This window comes from Pseudomonas sp. AC255, assembly GCF_979258175.1.
The window spans coordinates 5297200-5321264 of sequence record NZ_OZ409841.1 but is presented as its reverse complement, the minus strand read 5'-3'; the positions used below and the strand labels follow the sequence as shown (position 1 = coordinate 5321264).

Sequence of the window (24065 nt, the reverse complement as noted above, 5' to 3'; positions counted from 1 at the left end):
ATCCACAGAGTGGGTTATATCCAGTTTTCAACCCCTTTATCAACTGACCTCAGGAGCAGTTATTCACAGGGCTTAGTCCATAGAAAATCGCCTACATGTCTTTTTCCGGACGCAAAAAAAGCGTCAGCGTGGGATTAGTGACGCTCGGCAAGCCAAGGGCAGGAAATGAAAAGGCTATTGTGAGAGGACGTAACAGAAGCTAATAATAGCCATTATCATTAACACATCAGTTTCTCCCATGCCCCTACCCGCCCACACCGCTGCGATCGAGCAAATCTACGAGCAACATCATTCGTGGCTGTATGGTTGGCTCAAGGGCAAACTGCACAACGCCTGCGATGCAGCCGATGTGGCGCATGACACGTTTTTGCGAATTCTGGCGGCGCGCAATGCAGCTCATATTCGTGAGCCGAGGGATTACCTGACGACTATTGCGCGCGGCCTGGTCATCGATCGTTATAGACGCAGGGCGATTGAAAGCGCTTATCTGCAGGCCCTCGCAGCTCGGCCGGAAGCGTCAGTCATCAGCGAAGAAGACAGGGCGCTGATCATTGAAACCCTGATCGCTGTGGATAAAGCATTGACCGGACTGGGTCCGCGAACACGGCAGATCTTCATGCTTTCGCAAGTCGACGGACTGACTTATCAACAGATCGCCGTGCAATTGAGAGTCTCGCTGACCACAGTAAAAAAACACATGATCCGCGCCCTGACTGAGTGCGCCCTGGTCATGGCGCAGCCATGATGGCCGCCGCTGCAAACCGTCAGGTATTGGAAACTGCCGCCAGCTGGTACGTGCAGTTTCAATCCCAGCCACCGAGCCTTGCCGAGCAAAAGGCCTGGCAGCTGTGGATAGACAGCGATCCAGCGCATCTGGCGGCGTGGAACCAGATGGAACAATTGCAGCGCCACCTAGGTACGCTGCCGCAGGATCTGAAACGACGTGCGCTCAATAGCGGCCAACAAAGACGCCAGGCACTCAAACTGCTGTTGCTTGCAGCGGGAACAGGTTTCGTTGGCTGGAACGTTCAACGACACACATCCCTGGGCAACGTCTGGGCCGACTATAAAACCGGTGTGGGCCAGCGTCGCACCATCAGCCTGGCCGATGGCAGCCAGATCCAGCTCAACACCGACTCGGCCATTGATGTTTCTTTCGACGCAGCGCAACGCCTGATTCAACTGCGTGCCGGTGAAATCCTCATCCAAACCGGCAAGCTTGGCGATCAGCGGCCGTTTTATGTGCAAACCCGCGACGGGCGGATTCAAGCTTTGGGCACCCGGTTCTCGGTGCATCAGATGCCGGACTCAACCCGGGTCGGCGTGCTGGAGGATCGAGTCAGCGTTCAACCCGCGCAGTCATCCACTGCTGCGCTCATTCTGAAAGCAGGCGAAGGCGCGGATTTCGATAGTCGACATATCGGCCTCAGTCATCCCTTCCAACCATCAGACGTCGGCTGGATCAACGGCCAGTTAATCGTTCTCGATGCGCGCCTGGGCGATGTAATCGCGGAGTTGGGACGCTATCGCAGTGGTGTATTGCATTGTGATCGCCGCGCTCGGGATCTGCGGGTCTCCGGGACTTTCCGGCTCGATTCGACCGACGCAGTGCTGGCCAACCTTCAGGCCTCGTTGCCAATCAACGTGCGTTATTTCAGCCGTTACTGGGTCTCGATCAGCCATAGCGCTTGATCAAAAAATGCCTGGGGAAAAATAATTTCAAGCAGGGTTATCTTTTTTCGCCCTGACCCGGCCCTACAGGTAATCGCGATAAACGCGGCTCTTCGCCACCTTCAGGGCTAATCCACACATGCGTCTTCCCACGTTCCGTCAGCGCTTTTCTCCACATTGCATTGCATACAGCTTATTGATGGCCAGCGCTGCGTCCTGTCTGGTGATCAGCAACAGCGCCTTCGCGGCGTCGACATCCCAGCGCTTCGCCATTGCCGCCGGCCCGCTGGATAGTGCCTTGAGCCAGTTCGCCGCTGCCGCCAATGTGATTCTGTCGTTCTCGCCGCAGCAGACCAGCCGCTTGCGCAGTGCCGGTTTAAATGGCGATTTCAGCGTCGAACAAGGTTTCGCTCAATTGCTGCAAGGCTCGGGTTTACAGGCAGTGCCACAAGCACCCGGCAGTTACATTCTGCAGAACTTGCCCAGCGGTGACTCCCTGGAACTGGCGCCGACCAACATCAATGCGCAGTTGGGCAATCCAATGCATCTGGATTACGCCGCCGACGTCGGCTACAAGGCGCAAAACAGCCGGATCGGTACGAAAACCAGTACGCCGCTGTCGCAAACACCGCGTTCGGTGTCAGTGGTAACCGGGCAGCGCATCAAGGATCAGAAATCCCAGACTCTCACCGACGTCCTCGGCTACGTGCCGGGGATCTTCGCCCCACCATTCGCCGCCGGTGACAGCCTGGCTGGCGACCTGTTCTATATCCGTGGTTTCAACGCCACCGATTACGGCTACGGTCTGCTGCGCGATGGACTGCGCGTGCAGGGCAATCGCTATGACACCAGCACCGAGCCGTACGGACTTGAACGGGTCGAGGTATTCCGTGGCCCGTCGTCGCTGCTGTATGGCGAAAATGCGCCGGGCGGTCTGGTCAATCTGGTCAGTAAACGCCCGACCGCCGCGCCTCAGGGCGAAGTGCAATTGGGCTATGGCTCGAACAATCGCCGGCAAATCGGCGTAGATGTCTCCGGCCCGCTCAATGACAGCGGCAACGTTCTCGGACGCGTGGTGATGCTGGGGCGCAAATCCGATACCCAGACCGAGCACGTTCCTGACGACCGGATTTATGTCGCCCCTTCGCTGACCCTGAATTTCGACGATTTCAATACGCTGACGCTGTTGGCCAACTACCAGAAAGACCACACCAACATGGAGCTTGGCCTGCCGGCCGCCGGTACGTTGCTGAGCAATCCCAACGGCCGGTTATCCAAAGACACGATGCTCGGCGATCCGGACTGGAATACCTTCGAACGGGAAACCTGGAGCAGCGGTTACGAGTTCAGCCACTCGTTCAACGATGACTGGCAGTTCCGCCAGAACTCGCGTTACATGCAGTCGCGCATCACCCGCCACGAAACCTGGCCGGGCAATCTGAACAACGCCGGTTTCGGCACGCGGTTGAACGTGACCGCTTACGATCGCTTCAACAAATCCATGGTGTATTCGCTGGATAACCAGCTCGAAGGCAAGTTCGAGGCGGGCGAGCTGGAAAACACCGTGCTGTTTGGCGTCAGCTACGATCGCACCTCGTTCAACCAGGACTGGAATGCCGGCGTTGTCGGGCCGATCGATGTGTATAACCCGGTTTACCTGCGCGATCCGACCACGCCAATTGCCGTGCAGAACACTTTGCTCGAGCAGCAGATGAAGGGTGTTTATGCACAGATTCAGAGCAAGTACGACCACTGGCTGTTCCTGCTGGGCGGGCGCCAGGACTGGGTCGACAGTGACTTCCGCGACAAGGTGGCGCGAGGCAGCAACATCAGCTCCGAGGACAAGAAGTTCACCTATCAGGGCGGCGTGATGTATCAGTTCGACAACGGCATGACGCCGTATGTCAGCTATTCAACAGCGTTCGTGCCGGTACAGCAGATTTCCAATGCCGGCGCACCGCTTGATCCGATCACCAGCAGCCAGTACGAAGTGGGTTTGAAGTACGAACCGATGGGCTGGGACACCGCTTTCACCGCTTCGGTGTATGACCTGCGCAAAAAGGACGACACCTATTTCGACCCAACGACGTCAACCTATCGCCAGGTGGGCGAAAGCCGCGCCAAAGGGGTGGAGCTGGAACTCAACAGTAATCTGACGCAGAACCTCAATGTCACGGCGGCTTATACCTACACCGATGCAAAGATCACCAAGGATGCAGCGACGTCGCTGGTCAAGGGCCATCAAATGACCGGCGTGCCGCGTAATCAAGCGTCGGCCTGGGCGAAATATCGCTTCCTCGACGGCGATTTGAAAGGCATGTATGTGGCGGGGGGCGTGCGTTATTTCGACAGTGCGTTTGCCTACACTTCGCCTTCTCTCTACGGAAAACTGGATGCCGGCGACGTGACATTGGTCGACGCGGCGGTTGGATATCAGATCGATACACACTGGAGTGTCGATCTGAACGCGAAGAACCTGTTCGATAAGGAATACGTTTCGGGATGCAACGATGCAGGTCGCTGTTACTGGGGCGAGGATCGTACTTTGCTCGGTACGGTGTCCTATAACTGGTGAACAAAAAAGGGGCTGTGGATGAATTATCCACAGCCCCCTCTTTATTTGCCAATGCAGAAGCTGGAGAAAATCCGTCCGAGCAAATCATCAGAACTGAACGCCCCGGTAATTTCACCCAGGGAATGTTGAGCCTGGCGCAAATCCTCAGCGAGCAACTCCCCAGCGCCCGCCAGGGTCAGTTGCGCGCGGCCATGTTCCAATGCCGCGCTGGCGTGGCGCAGTGCCTCCAGATGCCGGCGACGTGCGCTGAAGCTGCTCTCCGAGGTCTGCTCGTAACCCATGCACGCCTTTAGATGATCACGCAGCAGATCGAGGCCTTCGGCAGACTTGGCACTGAGACTGATGGTCACGTGGCCGTCGTCACTGGTTTCCAGAGCAATCGCTTCACCGGTCAGATCGGCTTTGTTCCGGATCAGGGTGACTTTCGCCGGATCCGGTCGAGACTCAAGGAATTCTGGCCACAAGGCAAATGGATCCAATGCTTCTGGTGCGGTCGCATCGACCACCAGCAAAACCCGATCCGCTTCACCGATGGCTTTCAACGCCCGTTCCACACCGATCTTTTCCACATGATCATCGGTGTCACGCAGTCCTGCAGTATCGACCACATGCAACGGCATCCCGTCGATGTGGATATGTTCGCGCAGGATATCCCGCGTGGTGCCGGCAATCTCGGTGACGATGGCAGCCTCGCGACCGGCTAGAGCATTCAACAGGCTTGATTTACCGGCATTCGGCCGCCCAGCGATGACGACGGTCATGCCATCACGCAATAACGCTCCCTGCCCTGCTTCGCGCAGCACTGTGGATAACTCATCGCGTACTTTGTCGAGCATGCTCAGTACATGGCCGTCGGCGAGAAAGTCGATTTCCTCTTCCGGGAAGTCGATGGCGGCTTCGACGTAGATACGCAAGCCGATCAGTTGCTCGGTCAGGTTATGCACACGCTGGGAAAACGCACCCTGCAATGAACGCAGCGCATTGCGCGCAGCCTGTGCAGAACTGGCTTCGATCAAATCGGCGATTGCCTCGGCCTGGGCCAGATCGAGTTTGTCATTGAGGAAGGCGCGCTCGCTGAATTCACCTGGACGGGCCAGACGGCAGCCCAGTTCCAGACAACGCTTGAGCAACATGTCCAGAACGATCGGGCCGCCATGGCCCTGCAATTCCAAGACGTCCTCGCCGGTAAACGAGTTCGGACCCGGAAAATACAAAGCCAGACCTTCGTCCAGCACCTGCTGGTCGTCACTGAAAAACGGCCCGTAATGAGCGTAACGTGGTTTCAGTTCTCGGCCGCTGATGGCTATTGCCGCAACGCTGGCCAACGGCCCGGAAATACGGACGATGCCCACACCGCCGCGCCCTTGAGCGGTGGCGACAGCGGCGATGGTTTCACGGGGTGTGCTCATAAAGCGGCATCCAGACAAAAGTGGCAGATAGCAAAACGCCCCACTAGGGGGCGCTTTGAGTGGTGTTATCCACAGTGCAAGTTACGCCTCGGCTTTTTTCGTCGCCGCTTCGATCTTACGCGTGATGTACCACTGTTGTGCAATCGACAGGCAGTTGTTCACAACCCAGTACAGCACCAGGCCCGCCGGGAACCACAGGAAGAAGAAGGTGAAGATGATTGGCATCATTTTCATGACCTTCGCCTGCATCGGATCCGGAGGCGTCGGGTTCAGCTGCTGCTGGATGAACATGGTTGCGCCCATGATGATCGGCAGAATGAAGAATGGATCCTTGATCGACAGGTCAGTGATCCACAGCATGAACGGCGCCTGGCGCATTTCCACGCTTTCCAGCAGAACCCAGTACAGCGACAGGAAGACCGGCATCTGCACGAGGATCGGCAAGCAGCCGCCCAGTGGATTGATCTTCTCTTTCTTGTACAGCTCCATCATGGCCTGCGACATTTTCTGCCGGTCATCGCCATGTTGCTCTTTCAGCGCAGCCAGTTTCGGAGCCACGGCACGCATGCGCGCCATCGATTTGTAGCTGGCGGCCGACAGCGGGAAGAAAATCCCTTTGATCAGCATGGTCAGGAAGATGATCGACCATCCCCAGTTACCGACAATGGCGTGGATATGTTGCAGCAGCCAGAAGATCGGCTGGGCAATGAACCACAGAATGCCGTAGTCGACGGTCAGTTCCAGACCTGGGGACAACTCTTTCAGTACAGCCTGACTCTTCGGACCGGCGTACAGCACAGCACTGGTTTCAACTTTCGCACCCGGAGCAGCGGTCAGAGTCGGACCGGTGTAACCAATGATGTAGTTGCCTTTGCTGTCTTTACGGGTCTGGACGATGTTGTTTTCGCCCTTGGCCGGAATCCACGCGGTCACGAAGTAGTGCTGCAACCAGGCTACCCAACCACCGGTGACCGTTTCCTTGAGCTGCGCCTTGTCCATGTCCTTCATCGACACTTTCTTGTACGGCTCGGAACTTGTCCACAGGGCGGCGCCCAGGTAAGTCGCGGTGCCAGTAGCCGTGGTCGACGAAGGATCAGCGCTGGCGTCGCGCTTCAACTGGGCAAACATTGCGCCGTTCCAGGGCTGAGCGCTCTGGTTATCCACAATGTAGGAGACAGCGACATCGTACAGCCCACGTTTCATGGTGAAACGCTTGATGTAGTTGACGCCGTCCTTGCTGAATTTCAGGTCAACGACGAGTTGATCCTGACCGTCAGCCAGTTGGTAAACCTTCTTCTCCGAGGAATAAACCGGACGACCGGCCGGGTTTGCATCCGGGCCGTTGGTACCGATCAGACCGCTTTGCGCCAGATATACACGTTCGCCGCCGTTATCGAACAGCTGGAACGGAACGTCAGGACGATCCTGACGACGTGGATACAAAGGCAGAGTCAGTTGCGCAACGTCGCCACCCTGTGGATCGATCGCCAGATCGAGCACATCGGTCTTGACCTGAATCAGATCCTTGCTGGCGGCGACCGGCGTTTCGGCAGGTGCGCTGGTATCGCTGGCGGCGCGCGGAATATCGTCACTGGCAGCATTTGTGCCAGTGGCGGTGTCCGGCAAACCGGATGTAGTCGTACTGGAAGCAACATTCTGAGTCGGCAGGGCAGCCTGGCCATAATCCTGGTTCCATTTAAGAACCATGACGTAGGACACGATTGCCAGGGCGACGATCAGGATCGTGCGTTTGATATCCATGATTACTCGGCCATCGAAGAAGAACGGGAGGTAGGGACAGGTGGAACCGGGTCATAACCACCGGGATTCCACGGATGACAGCGACCTAAACGACGAAAGGTCAGCCAGCCACCGCGCAGAAGGCCATGATTTTCAATGGCTTCATACGCGTAGCAGGAACAACTGGGGTAGAAGCGACAGTGGCTGGCCATTAAAGGACTAATGGCATAGCGATAAAACTGGATCGGAACGAGGGCCAGTTTACGCATCGGTACTGTCTACCCCTACAGTTTCGGTTTTGACTGCCGGAACGGGCTTGTTGCGTGCCAGACGCTTCCAGAGTTTGCCGAAATGCTGAATCAATTCGGGGTTTTCTACATCACCCAAACCTTTGCGCGCGACGATAACGATGTCCCAGCCGACCAGTGAATCCTGGTGCAGACGGAACGATTCGCGCATCAGACGTTTGAGGCGATTGCGCTCAACGGAGAGCTTCACGCTCTTTTTCCCGATAACCAGCCCGAGACGGGGGTGATCAAGATCGTTGTTGCGTGCAAGGAGCAGGAGATTTTTCCCCGGAACCTTGCCGGTAGGGGAGTCAAAGACTGCCTTGAAATGCCGGGGGGTAAGCAGACGCTTTTCCCGACTGAAGTCCTGACTCACCTCCAGTACCGGATTATCAAACTGCCAGACGCGCACGACCTTTGGCGCGACGACGCGACAGGACTGCGCGGCCGTTCTTGGTAGCCATGCGAGCACGGAAACCGTGGGTACGAGCGCGTTTGATAGTGCTTGGTTGGAAAGTACGTTTCATGTCGTGTTACCTGGTTCGTCCACAACGGGCCGGAATGGCCCCCGTTTTAAGAGACCGGGGATTCTAGAGAAAGCAAGCCTTCAGGTCAATTTCCAACCAGCGTTTCCTTATAAATAGATCCGGGCAGGGTTTGAACTCGAAAGCCTGTCAGCCAGATATAGAAATAAAGAAGGGAATTATTTAAAGCTTTTCTGTAAAGCTTGTAAAAGCTAGACACGCCATCTTCTGTGGATAACTGCTATCAGGCCTTATTTTGTGTGGTGTACAGAGAATGACAACTACAGTGGAAAACCGTGTTCAGCCTGTGCTGCGCTATCGGAAAAGCTGTGTGTGAAAGGGCTTGTTATCCACAGGCTGGTTATCCACCGGGTTTAGCCCCCAGTTGTCCAGTGCCCCCAGAGGTGTTTATCCACAGGGCTTATTCATGTGCCGTTGGTCGCCTTTTAATGCTTTAACGCATTGATAAATGATGGCGATGGACCTACCTGCATGTGGATAAGTGAACCGCTCGCCGCTACAATGGCCGCTTGTTTTTGCCTCACCGGCTTTCAACTTAGGGGATATCCGTGTCAGTGGAACTTTGGCAGCAGTGCGTGGAGCTTTTGCGCGAAGAGCTGCCTGCCCAACAATTCAACACCTGGATCCGTCCACTACAGGTCGAAGCCGAAGGCGACGAGTTGCGCGTCTACGCACCGAATCGTTTCGTGTTGGACTGGGTCAACGAAAAGTACCTGGGCCGCGTTCTTGAACTGCTGGATGAGCACGGCAATGGCTCGACGCCGGCGCTGTCCTTGTTAATAGGCAGCAAACGCAGCTCGGCACCTCGCGCTGCACCCAATGCGCCACTGGCGGCCGCGCAGGTTGCTCAGGCGCAGGCCAATAATGTGCCAGCGAGCAACCCGGCACCGGCGCCCGCGCCTGCTCCGGCCAAACGTTCCACACAGAAGGCCGCTGAAGTCAGCGAAGAACCTTCCCGCGACAGCTTCGACCCGATGGCCGGCGCCGCTTCGCAGCAGGCCCCGGTTCGAGCGGAGCAGCGCACCGTGCAGGTAGAAGGTGCGCTCAAGCACACCAGTTACCTGAATCGCACGTTCACCTTCGAAAACTTCGTTGAAGGTAAATCCAACCAGCTCGCCCGTGCGGCGGCCTGGCAGGTGGCGGACAATCCCAAGCACGGTTACAACCCGCTGTTCCTTTATGGTGGTGTCGGCCTGGGTAAAACCCACTTGATGCACGCGGTGGGCAACCATCTATTAAAGAAGAATCCGAATGCCAAGGTCGTGTACCTGCATTCCGAGCGCTTCGTGGCCGACATGGTCAAGGCGTTGCAACTGAACGCCATCAACGAATTCAAGCGTTTCTACCGTTCGGTGGATGCCTTGCTGATCGACGATATTCAGTTCTTCGCCCGCAAGGAGCGTTCCCAGGAAGAGTTTTTCCACACCTTCAACGCGCTGCTTGAAGGTGGTCAGCAGGTCATTCTCACCAGTGACCGCTACCCGAAAGAAATCGAAGGCCTTGAAGAACGCCTCAAGTCCCGCTTCGGCTGGGGACTGACCGTTGCGGTCGAGCCGCCTGAGCTGGAAACCCGCGTGGCGATCCTGATGAAGAAGGCCGATCAGGCCAAAGTCGATCTGCCACACGACGCCGCATTCTTCATTGCTCAGCGCATTCGCTCTAACGTCCGTGAGCTGGAAGGTGCGCTGAAACGTGTGATCGCTCACTCGCACTTCATGGGCCGCGACATCACCATCGAGCTGATTCGCGAATCCCTCAAAGACTTGCTGGCGTTGCAGGACAAACTTGTTTCTGTGGATAACATTCAGCGCACCGTAGCCGAGTATTACAAGATCAAGATTTCCGACCTGCTGTCCAAGCGCCGTTCGCGCTCGGTGGCTCGTCCGCGTCAGGTGGCCATGGCGTTGTCCAAGGAACTGACCAACCACAGCCTGCCGGAAATCGGCGATGTGTTTGGCGGCCGCGACCACACCACCGTGCTGCACGCCTGCCGCAAGATCAACGAACTTAAGGAATCCGACGCGGACATCCGCGAGGACTACAAGAACCTGCTGCGTACACTGACCACTTGATGAACACCAGCGCAGCTTATTAAGGCAAGGGACTAGACCATGCATTTCACCATTCAACGCGAAGCCCTGTTGAAACCCCTGCAACTGGTCGCAGGCGTCGTCGAGCGCCGACAGACCTTGCCGGTACTGTCCAACGTGCTGTTGGTCGTCGAAGGCCAGCAACTGTCGCTGACCGGTACCGACCTGGAAGTCGAGCTGGTCGGTCGTGTGCAACTCGAAGAGCCGGCCGAAACCGGTTCCATCACCGTGCCGGCGCGCAAGCTGATGGATATCTGCAAAAGCCTGCCCAACGATGCGCTGATCGACATCAAGGTCGACGAGCAGAAGCTGGTGGTAAAGGCCGGTCGTAGCCGCTTCACCCTGTCGACCCTGCCGGCCAACGATTTCCCGACCGTCGAAGAAGGCCCGGGCTCGCTGACCTGCAGCCTGGAGCAAAGCAAACTGCGTCGTCTGATCGAACGCACCAGCTTCGCCATGGCCCAGCAGGACGTGCGTTACTACCTCAACGGCATGCTGCTGGAAGTTTCCGCTGGTGTGATCCGCGCCGTGGCCACCGACGGACACCGTCTGGCGATGTGCTCGATGCAGGCCGATATCGGTCAGCCGGATCGCCATCAGGTGATCGTGCCGCGCAAAGGTATCCTCGAACTGGCGCGTCTGCTCACCGAGCCGGATGGCAATGTCAGCATCGTCCTCGGCCAGCACCACATCCGCGCCACCACAGGCGAGTTCACTTTCACCTCGAAACTGGTCGACGGTAAATTCCCGGATTACGAGCGCGTCCTGCCGAAAGGTGGTGACAAGCTGGTACTCGGCGATCGTCAGGCGTTGCGTGAAGCGTTCAGCCGTACCGCGATTCTGTCCAACGAGAAGTACCGCGGTATCCGTCTGCAACTGGCCAGCGGTCAGTTGAAGATCCAGGCCAACAACCCGGAGCAGGAAGAAGCGGAAGAAGAAGTGGGCGTTGAATACAACGGCGGCTCGCTGGAGATCGGCTTCAACGTCAGCTACCTGCTCGACGTGCTGGGCGTGATGACCACCGAGCAGGTTCGCCTGATCCTGTCCGACTCCAACAGCAGTGCGCTGGTGCAAGAGTCCGACAATGACGATTCGGCTTACGTTGTCATGCCGATGCGTCTGTAATCAGCTGATCCTGAATGTCGTTAAGTCGTGTTTCGGTCACCGCGGTGCGCAATCTGCACCCGGTGACCTTCTCCCCTCCCCCGCATCAACATTCTTTACGGCGCCAACGGCAGCGGCAAAACCAGTGTTCTGGAAGCCATTCATCTGCTGGGGCTTGCCCGTTCGTTTCGCAGCACGCGGCTGTTGCCCGTTATTCAGTACGAACAGCTCGCCTGTACCGTATTCGGTCAGGTTGAGCTGGCTGAAGGCGGACACAGTGCGCTGGGGATTTCCCGCGACCGTCAGGGCGAGTTCCAGATTCGCATCGACGGCCAGAACGCCCGTAGCGCTGCGCAGTTGGCGGAGATCCTGCCGCTGCAGTTGATCAACCCGGACAGCTTCCGTCTGCTGGAAGGCGCGCCGAAGATTCGCCGGCAGTTTCTCGACTGGGGCGTGTTCCACGTCGAACCGCGTTTCATGGCCACTTGGCAGCGTTTGCAGAAGGCGCTGCGCCAGAGAAACTCCTGGCTGCGGCATGGTACACTTGACGCCGTTTCGCAAGCGGTTTGGGACAGGGAACTGTGCCAGGCCAGCGCTGAAATCGATGAATACCGCCGCGCTTACATCACAGCCTTGAAACCGGTCTTCGAACAGACCTTGAGCGAACTGGTTGAGCTCGAGGGTTTGACGCTCAGCTATTACCGAGGCTGGGACAAGGACCGCGAATTGAGCGCCGTACTCGCCGCTTCCGTACAACGGGACCAGCAGATGGGGCACACCCAGGCCGGACCGCAACGAGCTGATTTGCGTCTCAGATTGGGCGCACACAATGCCGCGGACATTTTGTCCCGGGGTCAGCAGAAGCTTGTGGTCTGTGCACTGCGGATTGCCCAAGGGCACCTGGTCAGCCAGGCCCGTCGCGGACAGTGTATTTATCTGGTGGATGACTTGCCGTCCGAGCTGGACGAGAGCCACCGTCGCGCGCTATGCCGCTTGCTGGAAGACTTACGCTGCCAGGTGTTTATCACCTGTGTAGATCACGAATTACTGAGGGAAGGCTGGCAGACGGAAACGCCAGTCGCTTTGTTCCACGTGGAACAGGGCCGTATCACCCAGACCCACGACCATCGGGAGTGAAGGCATTGAGCGAAGAAAATACGTACGACTCAACGAGCATTAAAGTGCTGAAAGGCCTGGATGCCGTACGCAAACGTCCCGGTATGTACATTGGTGACACCGACGATGGCAGCGGTCTGCACCACATGGTGTTCGAGGTGGTCGACAACTCGATCGACGAAGCCCTCGCCGGCCATTGCGACGACATCAGCATCATCATTCACCCGGACGAATCCATCACCGTTAAAGACAACGGTCGTGGCATCCCGGTAGACGTGCATAAAGAGGAAGGCGTTTCCGCCGCAGAGGTCATCATGACCGTCCTCCACGCTGGCGGTAAGTTCGACGACAACTCCTACAAAGTATCCGGCGGTCTGCACGGCGTAGGTGTGTCGGTGGTGAACGCGCTGTCCGAAGAACTGGTCCTGACCGTTCGCCGCAGTGGCAAGATCTGGGAACAGACCTACGTCCACGGCGTGCCTCAGGCACCGATGGCCATCGTTGGCGACAGCGAAACCACCGGTACCCAGATCCACTTCAAGGCTTCCAGCGAAACCTTCAAGAACATTCACTTCAGCTGGGACATCCTCGCCAAGCGCATTCGTGAACTGTCCTTCCTCAACTCCGGTGTCGGCATCGTCCTCAAGGACGAGCGCAGCGGCAAGGAAGAGCTGTTCAAGTACGAAGGCGGCCTGCGTGCGTTCGTTGAATACCTGAACACCAACAAGACTGCGGTCAATCAGGTGTTCCACTTCAACATCCAGCGTGAAGACGGCATCGGCGTGGAAATCGCCCTGCAGTGGAACGACAGCTTCAACGAGAACCTGTTGTGCTTCACCAACAACATTCCGCAGCGCGACGGCGGCACCCACCTGGTGGGCTTCCGCTCGGCACTGACGCGTAACCTGAACAACTACATCGAGCAGGAAGGTCTGGCGAAGAAGCACAAAGTCGCCACCACCGGTGACGACGCTCGTGAAGGCCTGACCGCGATCATCTCGGTGAAAGTGCCGGATCCGAAGTTCAGCTCGCAGACCAAAGACAAGCTGGTGTCTTCCGAAGTGAAGACTGCGGTGGAACAGGAGATGGGCAAATACTTCTCCGACTTCCTCCTGGAGAACCCGAACGAAGCCAAGCTGGTGGTCGGCAAGATGATCGACGCCGCCCGTGCCCGTGAAGCTGCGCGCAAGGCCCGTGAAATGACCCGCCGCAAAGGCGCGCTGGACATCGCCGGCCTGCCGGGCAAGCTCGCTGACTGCCAGGAAAAAGACCCGGCGCTGTCCGAACTGTACCTGGTGGAAGGTGACTCCGCGGGCGGTTCTGCGAAGCAGGGACGTAACCGCAAGACCCAGGCGATCCTGCCGTTGAAGGGCAAGATCCTCAACGTCGAGAAGGCACGCTTCGACAAGATGATCTCGTCCCAGGAAGTGGGCACGCTGATCACCGCGCTGGGCTGCGGCATCGGTCGCGAAGAGTACAACATCGACAAGCTGCGCTATCACAACATCATCATCATGACCGATGCTGACGTCGACGGTTCGCACATCCGTACCCTGCTGCTGACCTTCTTCTTCCGTCAACTGCCGGAGCTGATCGAGCGTGGCTACATCTACATCGCCCAGCCACCGCTGTACAAAGTCAAAAAAGGCAAGCAAGAGCAATACATCAAAGACGACGACGCCATGGAAGAGTACATGACGCAGTCGGCCCTGGAAGATGCAAGCCTGCACCTGAACGAAGAAGCCCCGGGCATTTCCGGTGAAGCGCTGGAACGTCTGGTGAACGACTTCCGCATGGTCATGAAGACCCTCAAGCGTCTGTCGCGTCTGTACCCTCAGGAGCTGACCGAGCACTTCATCTATCTGCCGGCCGTCAGTCTGGAAACCTTGGGCGACCACGCAGCGATGCAAGAGTGGCTGGCCCAGTACGAAGTTCGCCTGCGCACCAACGAGAAGTCCGGCCTGGTCTACAAGGCCAGCCTGCGTGAAGATCGCGAACGTGGCGTCTGGCTGCCAGAGGTCGAACTGATCTCCCACGGCCTGTCGAACTACGTCACCTTCAACCGCGACTTCTTCGGCAGCAACGACTACAAAACCGTGGTCACTTTGGGCGCCCAATTGAGCACCCTGCTCGACGAAGGCGCGTACATCCAGCGTGGCGAGCGCAAGAAAGCCGTTACCGAGTTCAAGGAAGCCCTCGACTGGCTGATGGCCGAAAGCACCAAGCGCCACACCATCCAGCGCTACAAAGGTCTGGGCGAAATGAACCCGGATCAGCTGTGGGAAACCACCATGGACCCAAGCGTGCGGCGCATGCTGAAAGTCACCATCGAAGACGCCATCGGTGCAGACCAGATCTTCAACACCCTGATGGGTGATGCGGTCGAACCTCGCCGAGACTTTATCGAGAGCAACGCATTGGCGGTTTCCAACCTGGATTTCTGATCCTGATTGCTACCCGCTCATGAAAAACCCCGGCCAATGCCGGGGTTTTTTTGGCCTCACTCATTTCCAGTGCCGACACTCTCCAACCGATACCCATACCCATAAATTGTCAGCAACTGCCAACCCCGATCCGCTGTCAGCCCGAGCTTGTTGCGCAATCGGTAGATATGCGTATCCAGTGGCCGCGAAGAAGTTGTCTCCTCGTTCGGCCAGAAGCGCTCGTACAGGTAATCCCGCGACAATGGCCGCCCCAGGTTGCTGAACAGGCAACGCGCCAGGCGGTATTCGCGTTCGGTCATGAGGATCGGTTTGCCTTCACGGGTGACGGTCAGTTCGGCGTCGTCGAAAGTCAGATCGTGAAACGTCTGTATTTCGCCCGCCGCGCTGCGCGGTTGGCTATGCCGACGCAATACCGCAGCCACCCTCGCCTTCAACTCATTGGGGCGAAACGGCTTGCTGACATAATCGTCAGCCCCGGCATTCAAGGCTTGAACGATATCGCTCTCGCCATCGCGGCTGGTGAGCATGATTGCAGCGGGTGGCGCGTCCATGTGTTCGCGGGTCCAGCGCAGCAGTGCCAGACCCGTGAGATCAGGAAGTTGCCAATCGAGAATCAACAGGTCGAAGGTTTCCCGGCGCAGCTGGCGCAACAAGTCTTCGCCGCGCTCGAAGCTGTGCAGTGACCACGGCTGCTCGCCCGCTTCGGCCATTTGCTCCAGGGTTTGCTCGACCCGGCGCAGTTCGGCGGGTTCGTCGTCCAGAATGGCAACGCGCATCGGCGGTGTTCCTTGTCGCTGGGGCTGGGATGTCGACAATAGCGACTCCCCGGCCGCGATGAAAGAAGCAGCCCGTCGGTGGTCGACGTCCGCTATGATTCTTCGGGTCTACGCCTCCGACCCGAGACCTATGAAACCCTATCCACTGCCCTGCCCTTTGCCTCATGCGTAACCCTCAACGCCGACGTGAAAGTCGTGAGCCGAGCCAGGTCCAGCGTCTGTTCCGGCGGCTGGTGCGCGAGTGGTTGTGGATAAGTCTAGTGCTGTTGCCGCTGACTGCCTTGTTGTCTTATCGCGCCCAGATCAATCTGCACAATCCGTCGCCAGCGCCCGGCGCTCTGTTGTCCGTGGCGATGGTCGCGGGTGTGCTGGGATTATTGCTGTGGCGGCCGCGTTGGGCGCTGTGGGTAACCTTGGTCGGTATGGCCTGTGCGCTGATCGCCAGCGCCCTGCTGGCCGAAGTCCGCTACTGGTGGTCGCCAACGCCAGCAGCCTTGGGGATGTTGTTCGGTTACCTGATCTGGAACTGGCGACGCCTGAGTGTTGTGCTGACCTATTTTGGCTGGGAGCTGGCACGTCTGGACAGCGAACCGAAAGTCTTCCCTGAACGTCGGCGGACCCGCTTCACCGGTGCCGACCGTTTGCAGGGCCAGATCATGGCGCTCGAACAAGCCATGAGCCGCACCCGCGACACCCGGCGGTTCATTGCCGATGGCCTGGAATACCTGCCGGTGGCGACGCTGATCAGTGATCCGCTGGGCAAGATCCTGCTGGGCAATCGCAAGGCGCGCGAGTTGTTCGAGGTTGCGCTGGTGGGCGATGACGTACTCGATCAACTGGCACGGCTCGGCTATCCGGAATTATCCACAACGCCGCGACCGCCGCTGGCCACGCTGCCGCTGCTGGAATTTCGCGATCACAAGGAACGCAGTCTGCGCCTGGAAAGAGCGGCGCTGCTGCCGGTCGACGGCGATACGCCGATCGGTTGGCTGCTCAGCCTGACGGACTTGAGTGCCGAGCGTGCGGCTGAGGAGCAGCGCGGCGTCCTGCTGCGTTTTCTGTCCCACGACCTGCGCGCCCCCCATTCGGCGATCCTCGCCCTGCTGGATGTGCATCGTCATCAGGCGGGTGCTGATGCGCCGCTGTTCGAGCAGATTGAGCGCCAGGTGCGCCGCGCGCTGGATCTGACCGATGGTTTTGTCTTGTTGGCGCGCGCTGAATCCGAAACCTACCAGTTCCGCCCGACATTGTTCGCCATGCTGGTACTGGACGTGCTGGATCAGGCCCTGCCGATCGCCCAGCAGAAACGCATCGAGCTACTCAACGAGGTCGATGAGCAATGCCAGGAGCGGCTGATTCTGGCCGATCAGGGATTGCTGACGCGCGCCCTGTTCAACCTGCTGGAAAACGCGATCAAGTACAGCCCCGCAGACAGCACTGTGCAACTGCAGGTCAGCTGTGATGGACAGTGGCTGCGCTGCGAATTGACCGATCAGGGCAAGGGCATTGCCGCCGGTGAATTGCCTGACCTGTTCAGCCAGTATCGGCGTTTCTCTTCGGCCCAGGGCATCGACGGCGTGGGCTTGGGTTTGTCGATGGTCAAAGCCGTGATTGATCATCATGGCGGTACGATCGAGTGTCGTAGCGTGGTCGATGCGGGAACCACTTTCCTTATCGAGTTGCCGCTGCTTGCTGAATGAAAAAGGGGCACAAAAAAACCGGCTATAACGGCCGGTTTTTTTACATCCGAATAAAACTTATGCACGGATTTTGTTCAATTCATAAATTTATAAATATCTATGAAAATCAATAAGTTATAAAACAATTGCGGTCTTTTTAAGCAAAAGCGTACACAGGTTATCCACAAAATTCAGACAGCCAGCTGGTCACTCGCGGCCGGTGCCTGTGGCGCCGGTGGCAGCGAGCCCATTTCGCGCTGGGTCTTTTCGTTCCACGCCTGCACGCGGTCATTCAGATCAGCGATGGCGCGCGGCCCGCTGCCTTCGGCATACATCGGTTCGCCAATGACCACGGTGATCACTCCGGCCTGTTTGCCCCAGCCGATTTTTGGCCAGAATTTGCCGGCATTGTGTGCAATCGGCAGCACCGGAAGCGCCGCATTCACCGCCAATGCGCTGCCACTGCGGGAGAATTTTCCGACAGTGCCGTAGGGGACTCGTGTGCCTTCGGGGAAGATCAGCACCCAGACGTTATCCTTGAGCAGCTCGTCGCCTTTGGCCGCGACTTGTTTGAGCGCGGCCTTCGGGTTGTCGCGGTCGATGGCGATCGGGCGCAGCATGGCCATGGCCCAGCCGAAGAACGGCACGTAGAGCAATTCGCGCTTGAGCACTTGGCTCAATGGCGAGAAATAAGCGGAGAGAAAGAACGTCTCCCAAGTGCTCTGGTGGTTCGATTGAATCACGCAGGGCCGGTCAGGCACGTTTTCCGCACCTTTGATTTCGTAGCGGATGCCAAGGAAAACCTTGGTCAGCCACAGGGCGCAACGGCACCAGTACACGTTGATGAAACGATAGCGCGCCTTGAAGGACAGAAACGGCGCGATGAAAAAGCTCAGACTGCACCACAGCAACGCTGTTGTGCCCAGCAGCAGATAAAAAACAAAGATTCTGAAGGCCCGCAGTATCGACATGGCGACGGTTACCGTTACGGGGCAATGCCCCGACTGTTCAAGCGCACTCCCGAGCAATCCCTGGCCAGGAAATTCAGAAGTACTCTAGTTGTGGATAAGTTCTGCGGCAATCGCCGCCAGATCGTCAAAAATCAGGGTGCCAACCGGCAGGGTTTTACCCTGAGTCTTTTCGCCTTTCCCGGTCTTCACCAAAACTGGCTGTGAATCGACGGCTTTGGCGGCCTCCAGGTCACCAAGGCTGTCGCCGACGAACCAGACATTGGTCAACGGCACCATGTAATGCTCGGCAATGGTTTTGAGCATTCCCGGTTTCGGTTTGCGACACTCGCAACCTTCATCCGGGCCATGCGGGCAATACACGATCAAACCGACTTCACCGCCCTGCTCCGCGACCAGCTCGCGCAGGCGCGCGTGCATGGCCTCGAGGGTGGCGAGGTCGTAATAGCCGCGAGCAATGCCCGACTGGTTGGTGGCCACCGCCACCGTCCAGCCGGCCTTGCTCAACTGCGCGATCGCTTCGATCGAGCCGGGCAGCGGGATCCACTCCTCTACCGACTTGATGTAGGCATCGGAGTCGTAATTGATCACGCCGTCACGATCGAGAATCAGCAGTTTCAACAGCAATCCCTCAACCCAGCAGCGAAATGTCGGCAACACCGAGGAACAGGCCACGCAGGCGCGCCAGCAGCGCGTAACGGTTAGCCCGCACATTGGCGTCGTCGGCATTGACCATCACCGCGTCGAAGAACGCGTCGACCGGCTCGCGAAGTGCCGCCAGGCGTGCCAGCGATTCGTTGTACTGACGCGCTGCGGCCATTGGCTGCACGGCCTGATCCGCTTGCTGGATCGCCGAGTACAGCGAGAACTCGTTGGCGTTGTCGAAATACTTCGCTTCGACCACGGTCGGTACCGAGCCTTCGACTTTGCTCAACAGGTTCGACACGCGCTTGTTCACCGCCGCCAGCGCTGCCGCTTCCGGCAGTTTGCGGAAGGCCTGAACCGCTTGCACACGCTGGTCGAAGTCCAGCGCCGAGCCCGGCTTGAGGGCACGGACCGACAGGTAAGTGGCGACGTCGACGCCTTCGTCTTCATAACGCGCACGCAGACGGTCGAAGATGAATTCCAGCACGGCTTCGTTGAGGCCGGCCGCCTTGACCTTGCCGCCAAATGCAGTCACGGCGAACGCCACGGCGTCGTTCAGGTCGAGATCGAGTTTCTTTTCGATCAGGATACGCAGCACGCCCAGTGCCGCACGGCGCAGGGCATACGGGTCTTTGCTGCCGGTTGGCAGCATGCCGATACCGAAGATGCCGACCAGAGTGTCGAGCTTGTCGGCGATGGCGACAGCTGCACCGGTCAGGGTCGCTGGCAATTCGGCACCGGCACCGCGTGGCATGTACTGCTCGTTCAGCGCCAGCGCGACGTCCTGCGGCTCGCCGTCATTGAGGGCGTAGTAGTAACCGGCGACACCTTGCATCTCAGGGAACTCGCCGACCATTTCGGTGGCCAGGTCGCACTTCGACAGCAGGCCCGCGCGGGCAGCCCACGACGCGTTGCCGCCGATACGTGCGGCGATGTACGCGGCCAGTTTCGATACGCGTTCGGCCTTGTCGTAGACGCTGCCGAGTTTTTCCTGGAACACCACGTTCTGCAGGCGCAGGTTGAAGTCTTCGAGTTTCTGCTTCTTGTCCTGCTTGAAGAAGAACTCGGCGTCGGTCAGGCGTGGGCGCACCACTTTCTCGTTACCGGCGATGATCTGCTGCGGGTCTTTGCTTTCGATGTTGGCCACGGTAATGAAACGTGGCAGCAACTTGCCGTCGGCATCCAGCAGGCAGAAATACTTCTGGTTGTCCTGCATGGTGGTGATCAGCGCTTCCTGCGGCACGTCGAGGAAGCGTTCTTCGAACGAGCACACCAGCGGCACAGGCCATTCAACCAGCGCAGTCACTTCGTCGAGCAGTGCCGGCGGCACGATCGCGGTGCCTTCCTGACGGGTGGCCAGCTCCTCGGTGCGCTTGCTGATGATCTCGCGACGCTCGTTGGCATCGGCCAATACATACGCGGCACGCAGGTCGGCGAGGTAGCTCGACGGCGAACCGATGCGCACGCTCTCCGGATGATGGAAACGGTGACCACGGGATTCACGGCCAGCCTTCTGCGCGAGGATCGTGCAGTCGATGACCTGGTCACCGAGCAGCATCACCAGCCACTGGGTCGGACGCACGAATTCTTCCTTGCGCGCACCCCAACGCATGCGTTTCGGGATCGGCAGGTCGTTCAGCGAATCTTCGACGATGGTCGGCAGCAGGCTCGCGGTCGGCTTGCCGGCGATGTTCTGGCTATAACGCAGTTTCGGACCGCTCTGGTCGATTTCGCTCAGCTCGACGCCGCACTTCTTGGCAAAGCCCAGGGCGGCCTGAGTCGGATTGCCGTCAGCGTCGAACGCGGCCTGACGTGGCGGGCCATCGAGGTTGATGCTGCGATCCGGCTGCTGAGTGGCCAGCGCAGTGATCAGCACAGCCAGACGACGTGGCGCGGCATAAACGGTTTTGCTTTCGTAGCTCAGGCCAGCGGCTTGCAGGCCCTTGTCGATACCGGCGAGGAACGCATCAGCCAAAGTGTTCAGGGCTTTGGGTGGCAGTTCTTCGGTGCCCAGTTCAACCAGAAAATCTTGCGCACTCATTGTGCAGCCTCCAGCTTGGCCAGTACTTCGTCACGCAGGTCCGGGGTCGCCATCGGGAAGCCCAGCTTGGCGCGGGCCAGCAGGTAGGCTTGCGCAACGGAACGCGCCAGGGTGCGTACGCGCAGAATGTATTGCTGACGCGCAGTCACCGAGATCGCCCGGCGCGCATCCAGCAGGTTGAAGGTGTGCGACGCCTTCAGCACCATTTCGTAGCTCGGCAACGGCAGCGGCTGGTCGAGTTCGATCAGGCGCTTGGCTTCGCTTTCATAGAAGTCGAACAGCTCGAACAGTTTGTCGACGTTGGCGTGTTCGAAGTTGTAAGTGGACTGCTCCACTTCGTTCTGGTGGAACACATCGCCGTAGGTGACTTTGCCGAACGGGCCGTCAGCCCAGACCAGGTCGTAGACCGAATCGACGCCTTGCAGGTACATCGCCAGGCGCTCGAGACCGTATGTGATCTCGCCGGTCACCGGGTAGCACTCGATGCCGCCCGCTTGCTGGAAGTAGGTGAACTGAGTGACTTCCATGCCGTTGAGCCAGACTTCCCAGCCCAGACCCCAGGCGCCGAGGGTCGGCGATTCCCAGTTGTCTTCGACGAAGCGGATGTCGTGCACCAGCGGGTCGAGGCCGACATGCTTGAGCGAGCCCAGGTACAGTTCCTGGAAATTGTCCGGGTTCGGCTTGAGCACGACCTGGAACTGGTAGTAGTGCTGCAGACGGTTCGGGTTTTCGCCGTAACGGCCGTCAGTCGGACGGCGGCTTGGCTGCACGTACGCGGCGTTCCAGGTTTCCGGGCCGATGGCGCGCAGGAAGGTCGCGGTGTGGAAAGTGCCGGCGCCTACTTCCATATCGTAGGGCTGAAGTACCACACAACCTTGCTCGGCCCAGTATTGCTGGAGCGCGAGGATCAAGTCTTGGAAGGTACGCACGGCTGGCGTAGGCTGGCTCACGAAATTCACCTGTTTCTTGGGCTGCGATTTAAAGAGCGGGAGTATACCCGATTCGTTGCTGCGCACGCCCCCTGGAGCCTTATGCCACGCTGCTTTTGGTGTACCGAAGATCCGCTGTACATGGCTTATCACGATCAGGAGTGGGGCACGCCGCTGCGCGATGCGCAGGGTTTGTTCGAGTTGCTTTTGCTCGAAGGGTTCCAGGCCGGGTTGTCGTGGATCACTGTGCTGCGCAAGCGCGAGCGTTACCGTCAGGTGCTGTTCGGCTTCGATGTGCAGCGCGTGGCGCAGATGAGTGACTCCGAGATCGACGAACTGATGCTCGACCCGGGCATCATCCGCAATCGCCTGAAACTCAACGCCGCCCGGCGCAATGCCCAGGCGTGGCTGGCGCTGGAGGATCCGGTGGCATTTCTGTGGTCGTTTGTTGGCGACCAACCGATCATCAATCATTTCAAGGATCGCAGCGAAGTCCCGGCGATCACCCCCGAAGCGCTGGCGATGAGCAAAGCGCTGAAAAAAGCCGGCTTCACCTTCGTCGGTCCGACCATTTGCTACGCGCTGATGCAGGCCTCGGGCATGGTCATGGACCACACCCAGGATTGCGACCGCTACGCGCAGCTCGCCAACGCCGGTTAGAATGCCCGCCTCGCGCACAGCACAAAGATCAGGAGTGACCTGTGGAAAAGTTTAAAGGCGCCTTGCTGGTAGGCGCTCTGCGGCTGTTTGCCCTGCTGCCATGGCGGGCCGTGCAGGCCGTGGGTTCGGCGATCGGCTGGATCATGTGGAAAACCCCCAATCGTTCCCGCGACGTGGTGCGGATCAACCTGTCCAAGTGTTTTCCCCAGATGGATGCGGCCGAACGTGAGCGTCTGGTCGGACAGAGTTTGAAGGACATCGGCAAGTCGCTGACCGAAAGCGCCTGCGCGTGGATCTGGCCGGCGCAGCGCTCAATCGATCTGGTCCGTGAAGTCGAAGGCCTCGATGTGCTCAAGGAGGCGCTCGCTTCGGGCAAAGGCGTGGTCGGCATCACCAGCCACCTCGGCAACTGGGAAGTGCTCAACCACTTCTATTGCAGCCAGTGCAAACCGATCATTTTCTATCGTCCGCCGAAGCTCAAGGCAGTGGATGAATTGCTGCGCAAACAGCGCGTGCAGCTGGGCAACAAGGTCGCGGCGTCGACCAAGGAAGGCATTCTCAGCGTCATCAAGGAAGTGCGCAAGGGTGGTGCCGTGGGCATTCCCGCCGACCCGGAACCGGCCGAATCCGCCGGGATTTTCGTGCCGTTCTTCGCAACTCAGGCGCTGACCAGCAAATTCGTGCCGAACATGTTGGCCGGCGGCAAAGCGGTCGGTGTGTTCCTGCACGCCCTGCGCCTGCCTGACGGCTCGGGCTACAAAGTGATTCTCGAAGCCGCGCCCGAAGCGATGTACAGCACCGATACCGCAGAGTCCTGCGCGGCGATGAGCAAGGTAGTGGAACGTTATGTTGCGGCGTATCCGAGCCAGTACATGTGGAGCATGAAACGCTTCAAGAAGCGTCCGCCGGGCGAGGCGCGCTGGTACTGAGCGGCTTCGATCTGATGACGGTCAATGGAGACGCCTTGTGCTGTCTATAGCTCAAGGCGCCTGTCGCTCGAGCTTTTTCAGGAACACCGTCATCTCCTTTTCGGCCTGTTTGTCACCGTGGGCGCGGGCCGCTGCCAGGCCTTGCTCCCAGGCCTGACGCGCAGCGGCGTGATCGCCTAGCGCCAGCTGCACCTTGCCCAGCAGTTTCCACGCTGCCGAGTATTTCGGATCGAAAGCGACACAACGCTGAAAATGCTCGGCAGCCTTGGCGTTTTCACCCAAGTCCAGATAACCCTTGCCCAGACCGAAGCGCAACAGCGCGTTATCCACACCCTTGGCGAGCATTTTTTCCAGGGATTCGAGCATTGGCGGATTCCTTTCTATTGTTCGTCAGAGAACCTGCGAGTCTGTCAAACCGCTTTCGCGAGCAGGCTCGCTCCCACATTTGGAATGCATT

20 protein-coding genes and 1 pseudogene are annotated in these 24065 nt (G+C 58.5%); 10 read left to right on the top strand and 11 right to left on the bottom strand.

Going from position 1 to position 24065, the window contains the following annotated elements:
- The first annotated feature begins 238 nt into the window (after positions 1 to 238).
- The 3 genes from ACZZ0K_RS23930 to ACZZ0K_RS23920 all read left to right on the top strand — a co-directional run bounded on the left by ACZZ0K_RS23930 (position 239) and on the right by ACZZ0K_RS23920 (position 4246).
- Complete coding sequence (locus ACZZ0K_RS23930) at positions 239 to 745, top strand: sigma-70 family RNA polymerase sigma factor (RefSeq protein ID WP_258707394.1); 507 nt, start codon at positions 239 to 241, stop codon at positions 743 to 745.
- Positions 745 to 1692, top strand: a complete 948-nt coding sequence (locus ACZZ0K_RS23925) for a FecR domain-containing protein (protein WP_258707395.1) — start codon at positions 745 to 747, stop codon at positions 1690 to 1692. The genes ACZZ0K_RS23930 and ACZZ0K_RS23925 overlap by 1 nt, the downstream gene beginning before the upstream one ends.
- 118 nt (positions 1693 to 1810) lie before the next feature.
- Positions 1811 to 4246, top strand: a complete 2436-nt coding sequence (locus tag ACZZ0K_RS23920) for a TonB-dependent siderophore receptor (RefSeq protein WP_258707396.1) — start codon at positions 1811 to 1813, stop codon at positions 4244 to 4246.
- A 41-nt stretch (positions 4247 to 4287) separates the two neighbouring features.
- Here the strand turns inward: ACZZ0K_RS23920 and mnmE are convergent, their stop codons facing one another.
- From mnmE to rpmH, 5 genes are all read right to left on the bottom strand, one after another.
- The gene (mnmE, locus tag ACZZ0K_RS23915; RefSeq protein ID WP_258707397.1) at positions 4288 to 5655 is read right to left on the bottom strand and encodes a tRNA uridine-5-carboxymethylaminomethyl(34) synthesis GTPase MnmE; all 1368 of its coding nucleotides are present in this window, start codon (positions 5653 to 5655) and stop codon (positions 4288 to 4290) included.
- Positions 5656 to 5736: 81 nt separating this feature from the next.
- Positions 5737 to 7416, bottom strand: a complete 1680-nt coding sequence (gene yidC / locus ACZZ0K_RS23910) for a membrane protein insertase YidC (RefSeq protein ID WP_041476523.1) — start codon at positions 7414 to 7416, stop codon at positions 5737 to 5739.
- Positions 7417 to 7418: 2 nt separating this feature from the next.
- Positions 7419 to 7664 (bottom strand): membrane protein insertion efficiency factor YidD, encoded by a 246-nt coding sequence (gene yidD / locus ACZZ0K_RS23905; protein WP_027901580.1) that lies wholly within the window; start codon positions 7662 to 7664, stop codon positions 7419 to 7421.
- Positions 7657 to 8058, bottom strand: a complete 402-nt coding sequence (gene rnpA, locus ACZZ0K_RS23900) for a ribonuclease P protein component (RefSeq protein WP_024014946.1) — start codon at positions 8056 to 8058, stop codon at positions 7657 to 7659. Before rnpA ends, yidD begins: the two co-directional genes overlap by 8 nt.
- A 16-nt stretch (positions 8059 to 8074) precedes the next feature.
- Positions 8075 to 8209 (bottom strand): 50S ribosomal protein L34, encoded by a 135-nt coding sequence (gene rpmH, locus ACZZ0K_RS23895; RefSeq protein WP_003213577.1) that lies wholly within the window; start codon positions 8207 to 8209, stop codon positions 8075 to 8077.
- A gap of 566 nt (positions 8210 to 8775) precedes the next feature.
- On the opposite strand from rpmH, the gene dnaA reads away from it, so the two are divergent.
- From dnaA to gyrB, 4 genes and pseudogenes are all read left to right on the top strand, one after another.
- Positions 8776 to 10299, top strand: a complete 1524-nt coding sequence (dnaA, locus tag ACZZ0K_RS23890; RefSeq protein ID WP_150743202.1) for a chromosomal replication initiator protein DnaA — start codon at positions 8776 to 8778, stop codon at positions 10297 to 10299.
- A gap of 39 nt (positions 10300 to 10338) precedes the next feature.
- The gene (gene dnaN / locus ACZZ0K_RS23885; RefSeq protein ID WP_016772390.1) at positions 10339 to 11442 is read left to right on the top strand and encodes a DNA polymerase III subunit beta; all 1104 of its coding nucleotides are present in this window, start codon (positions 10339 to 10341) and stop codon (positions 11440 to 11442) included.
- 14 nt (positions 11443 to 11456) lie between these two features.
- A pseudogene (recF, locus tag ACZZ0K_RS23880) lies at positions 11457 to 12558 on the top strand (DNA replication/repair protein RecF).
- Positions 12559 to 12563: 5 nt separating this feature from the next.
- Entirely contained in the window at positions 12564 to 14981 is a 2418-nt protein-coding gene (gene gyrB / locus ACZZ0K_RS23875) for a DNA topoisomerase (ATP-hydrolyzing) subunit B (protein ID WP_024014948.1), read from the top strand.
- 56 nt (positions 14982 to 15037) lie between these two features.
- Here the strand turns inward: gyrB and ACZZ0K_RS23870 are convergent, their stop codons facing one another.
- On the bottom strand, positions 15038 to 15757 hold the full coding sequence (locus tag ACZZ0K_RS23870) for a response regulator transcription factor (protein WP_073470814.1): 720 nt from the start codon (positions 15755 to 15757) through the stop codon (positions 15038 to 15040).
- Between the two features lie 164 nt (positions 15758 to 15921).
- On the opposite strand from ACZZ0K_RS23870, the gene ACZZ0K_RS23865 reads away from it, so the two are divergent.
- Positions 15922 to 17457, top strand: a complete 1536-nt coding sequence (locus tag ACZZ0K_RS23865; protein WP_258707398.1) for a sensor histidine kinase — start codon at positions 15922 to 15924, stop codon at positions 17455 to 17457.
- Between the two features lie 170 nt (positions 17458 to 17627).
- Here the strand turns inward: ACZZ0K_RS23865 and ACZZ0K_RS23860 are convergent, their stop codons facing one another.
- From ACZZ0K_RS23860 to glyQ, 4 genes are all read right to left on the bottom strand, one after another.
- Positions 17628 to 18407 carry a lysophospholipid acyltransferase family protein gene (locus tag ACZZ0K_RS23860; protein WP_041476517.1) on the bottom strand — a complete coding sequence of 260 codons (780 nt, stop codon included), beginning with the start codon at positions 18405 to 18407 and terminating at the stop codon, positions 17628 to 17630.
- Positions 18408 to 18491: 84 nt separating this feature from the next.
- Complete coding sequence (gmhB, locus tag ACZZ0K_RS23855; protein ID WP_252879160.1) at positions 18492 to 19031, bottom strand: D-glycero-beta-D-manno-heptose 1,7-bisphosphate 7-phosphatase; 540 nt, start codon at positions 19029 to 19031, stop codon at positions 18492 to 18494.
- A 4-nt stretch (positions 19032 to 19035) separates the two neighbouring features.
- Positions 19036 to 21090 (bottom strand): glycine--tRNA ligase subunit beta, encoded by a 2055-nt coding sequence (gene glyS, locus ACZZ0K_RS23850; protein WP_095182327.1) that lies wholly within the window; start codon positions 21088 to 21090, stop codon positions 19036 to 19038.
- A complete protein-coding gene (gene glyQ / locus ACZZ0K_RS23845) occupies positions 21087 to 22040 on the bottom strand; it encodes a glycine--tRNA ligase subunit alpha (RefSeq protein ID WP_003187265.1) in 954 nt (317 codons plus the stop codon). The genes glyS and glyQ overlap by 4 nt, the downstream gene beginning before the upstream one ends.
- Positions 22041 to 22121: 81 nt before the next feature.
- On the opposite strand from glyQ, the gene ACZZ0K_RS23840 reads away from it, so the two are divergent.
- Positions 22122 to 22679 carry a DNA-3-methyladenine glycosylase I gene (locus tag ACZZ0K_RS23840; RefSeq protein WP_252885078.1) on the top strand — a complete coding sequence of 186 codons (558 nt, stop codon included), beginning with the start codon at positions 22122 to 22124 and terminating at the stop codon, positions 22677 to 22679.
- Positions 22680 to 22720: 41 nt separating this feature from the next.
- Positions 22721 to 23608, top strand: coding sequence for a lysophospholipid acyltransferase (locus ACZZ0K_RS23835; protein WP_150743205.1), 888 nt, complete (start codon positions 22721 to 22723; stop codon positions 23606 to 23608).
- 51 nt (positions 23609 to 23659) lie between these two features.
- On the opposite strand, the gene ACZZ0K_RS23830 is transcribed toward ACZZ0K_RS23835, so the two are convergent.
- Complete coding sequence (locus ACZZ0K_RS23830; protein ID WP_258707399.1) at positions 23660 to 23974, bottom strand: tetratricopeptide repeat protein; 315 nt, start codon at positions 23972 to 23974, stop codon at positions 23660 to 23662.
- Positions 23975 to 24065: the final 91 nt, after the last annotated feature.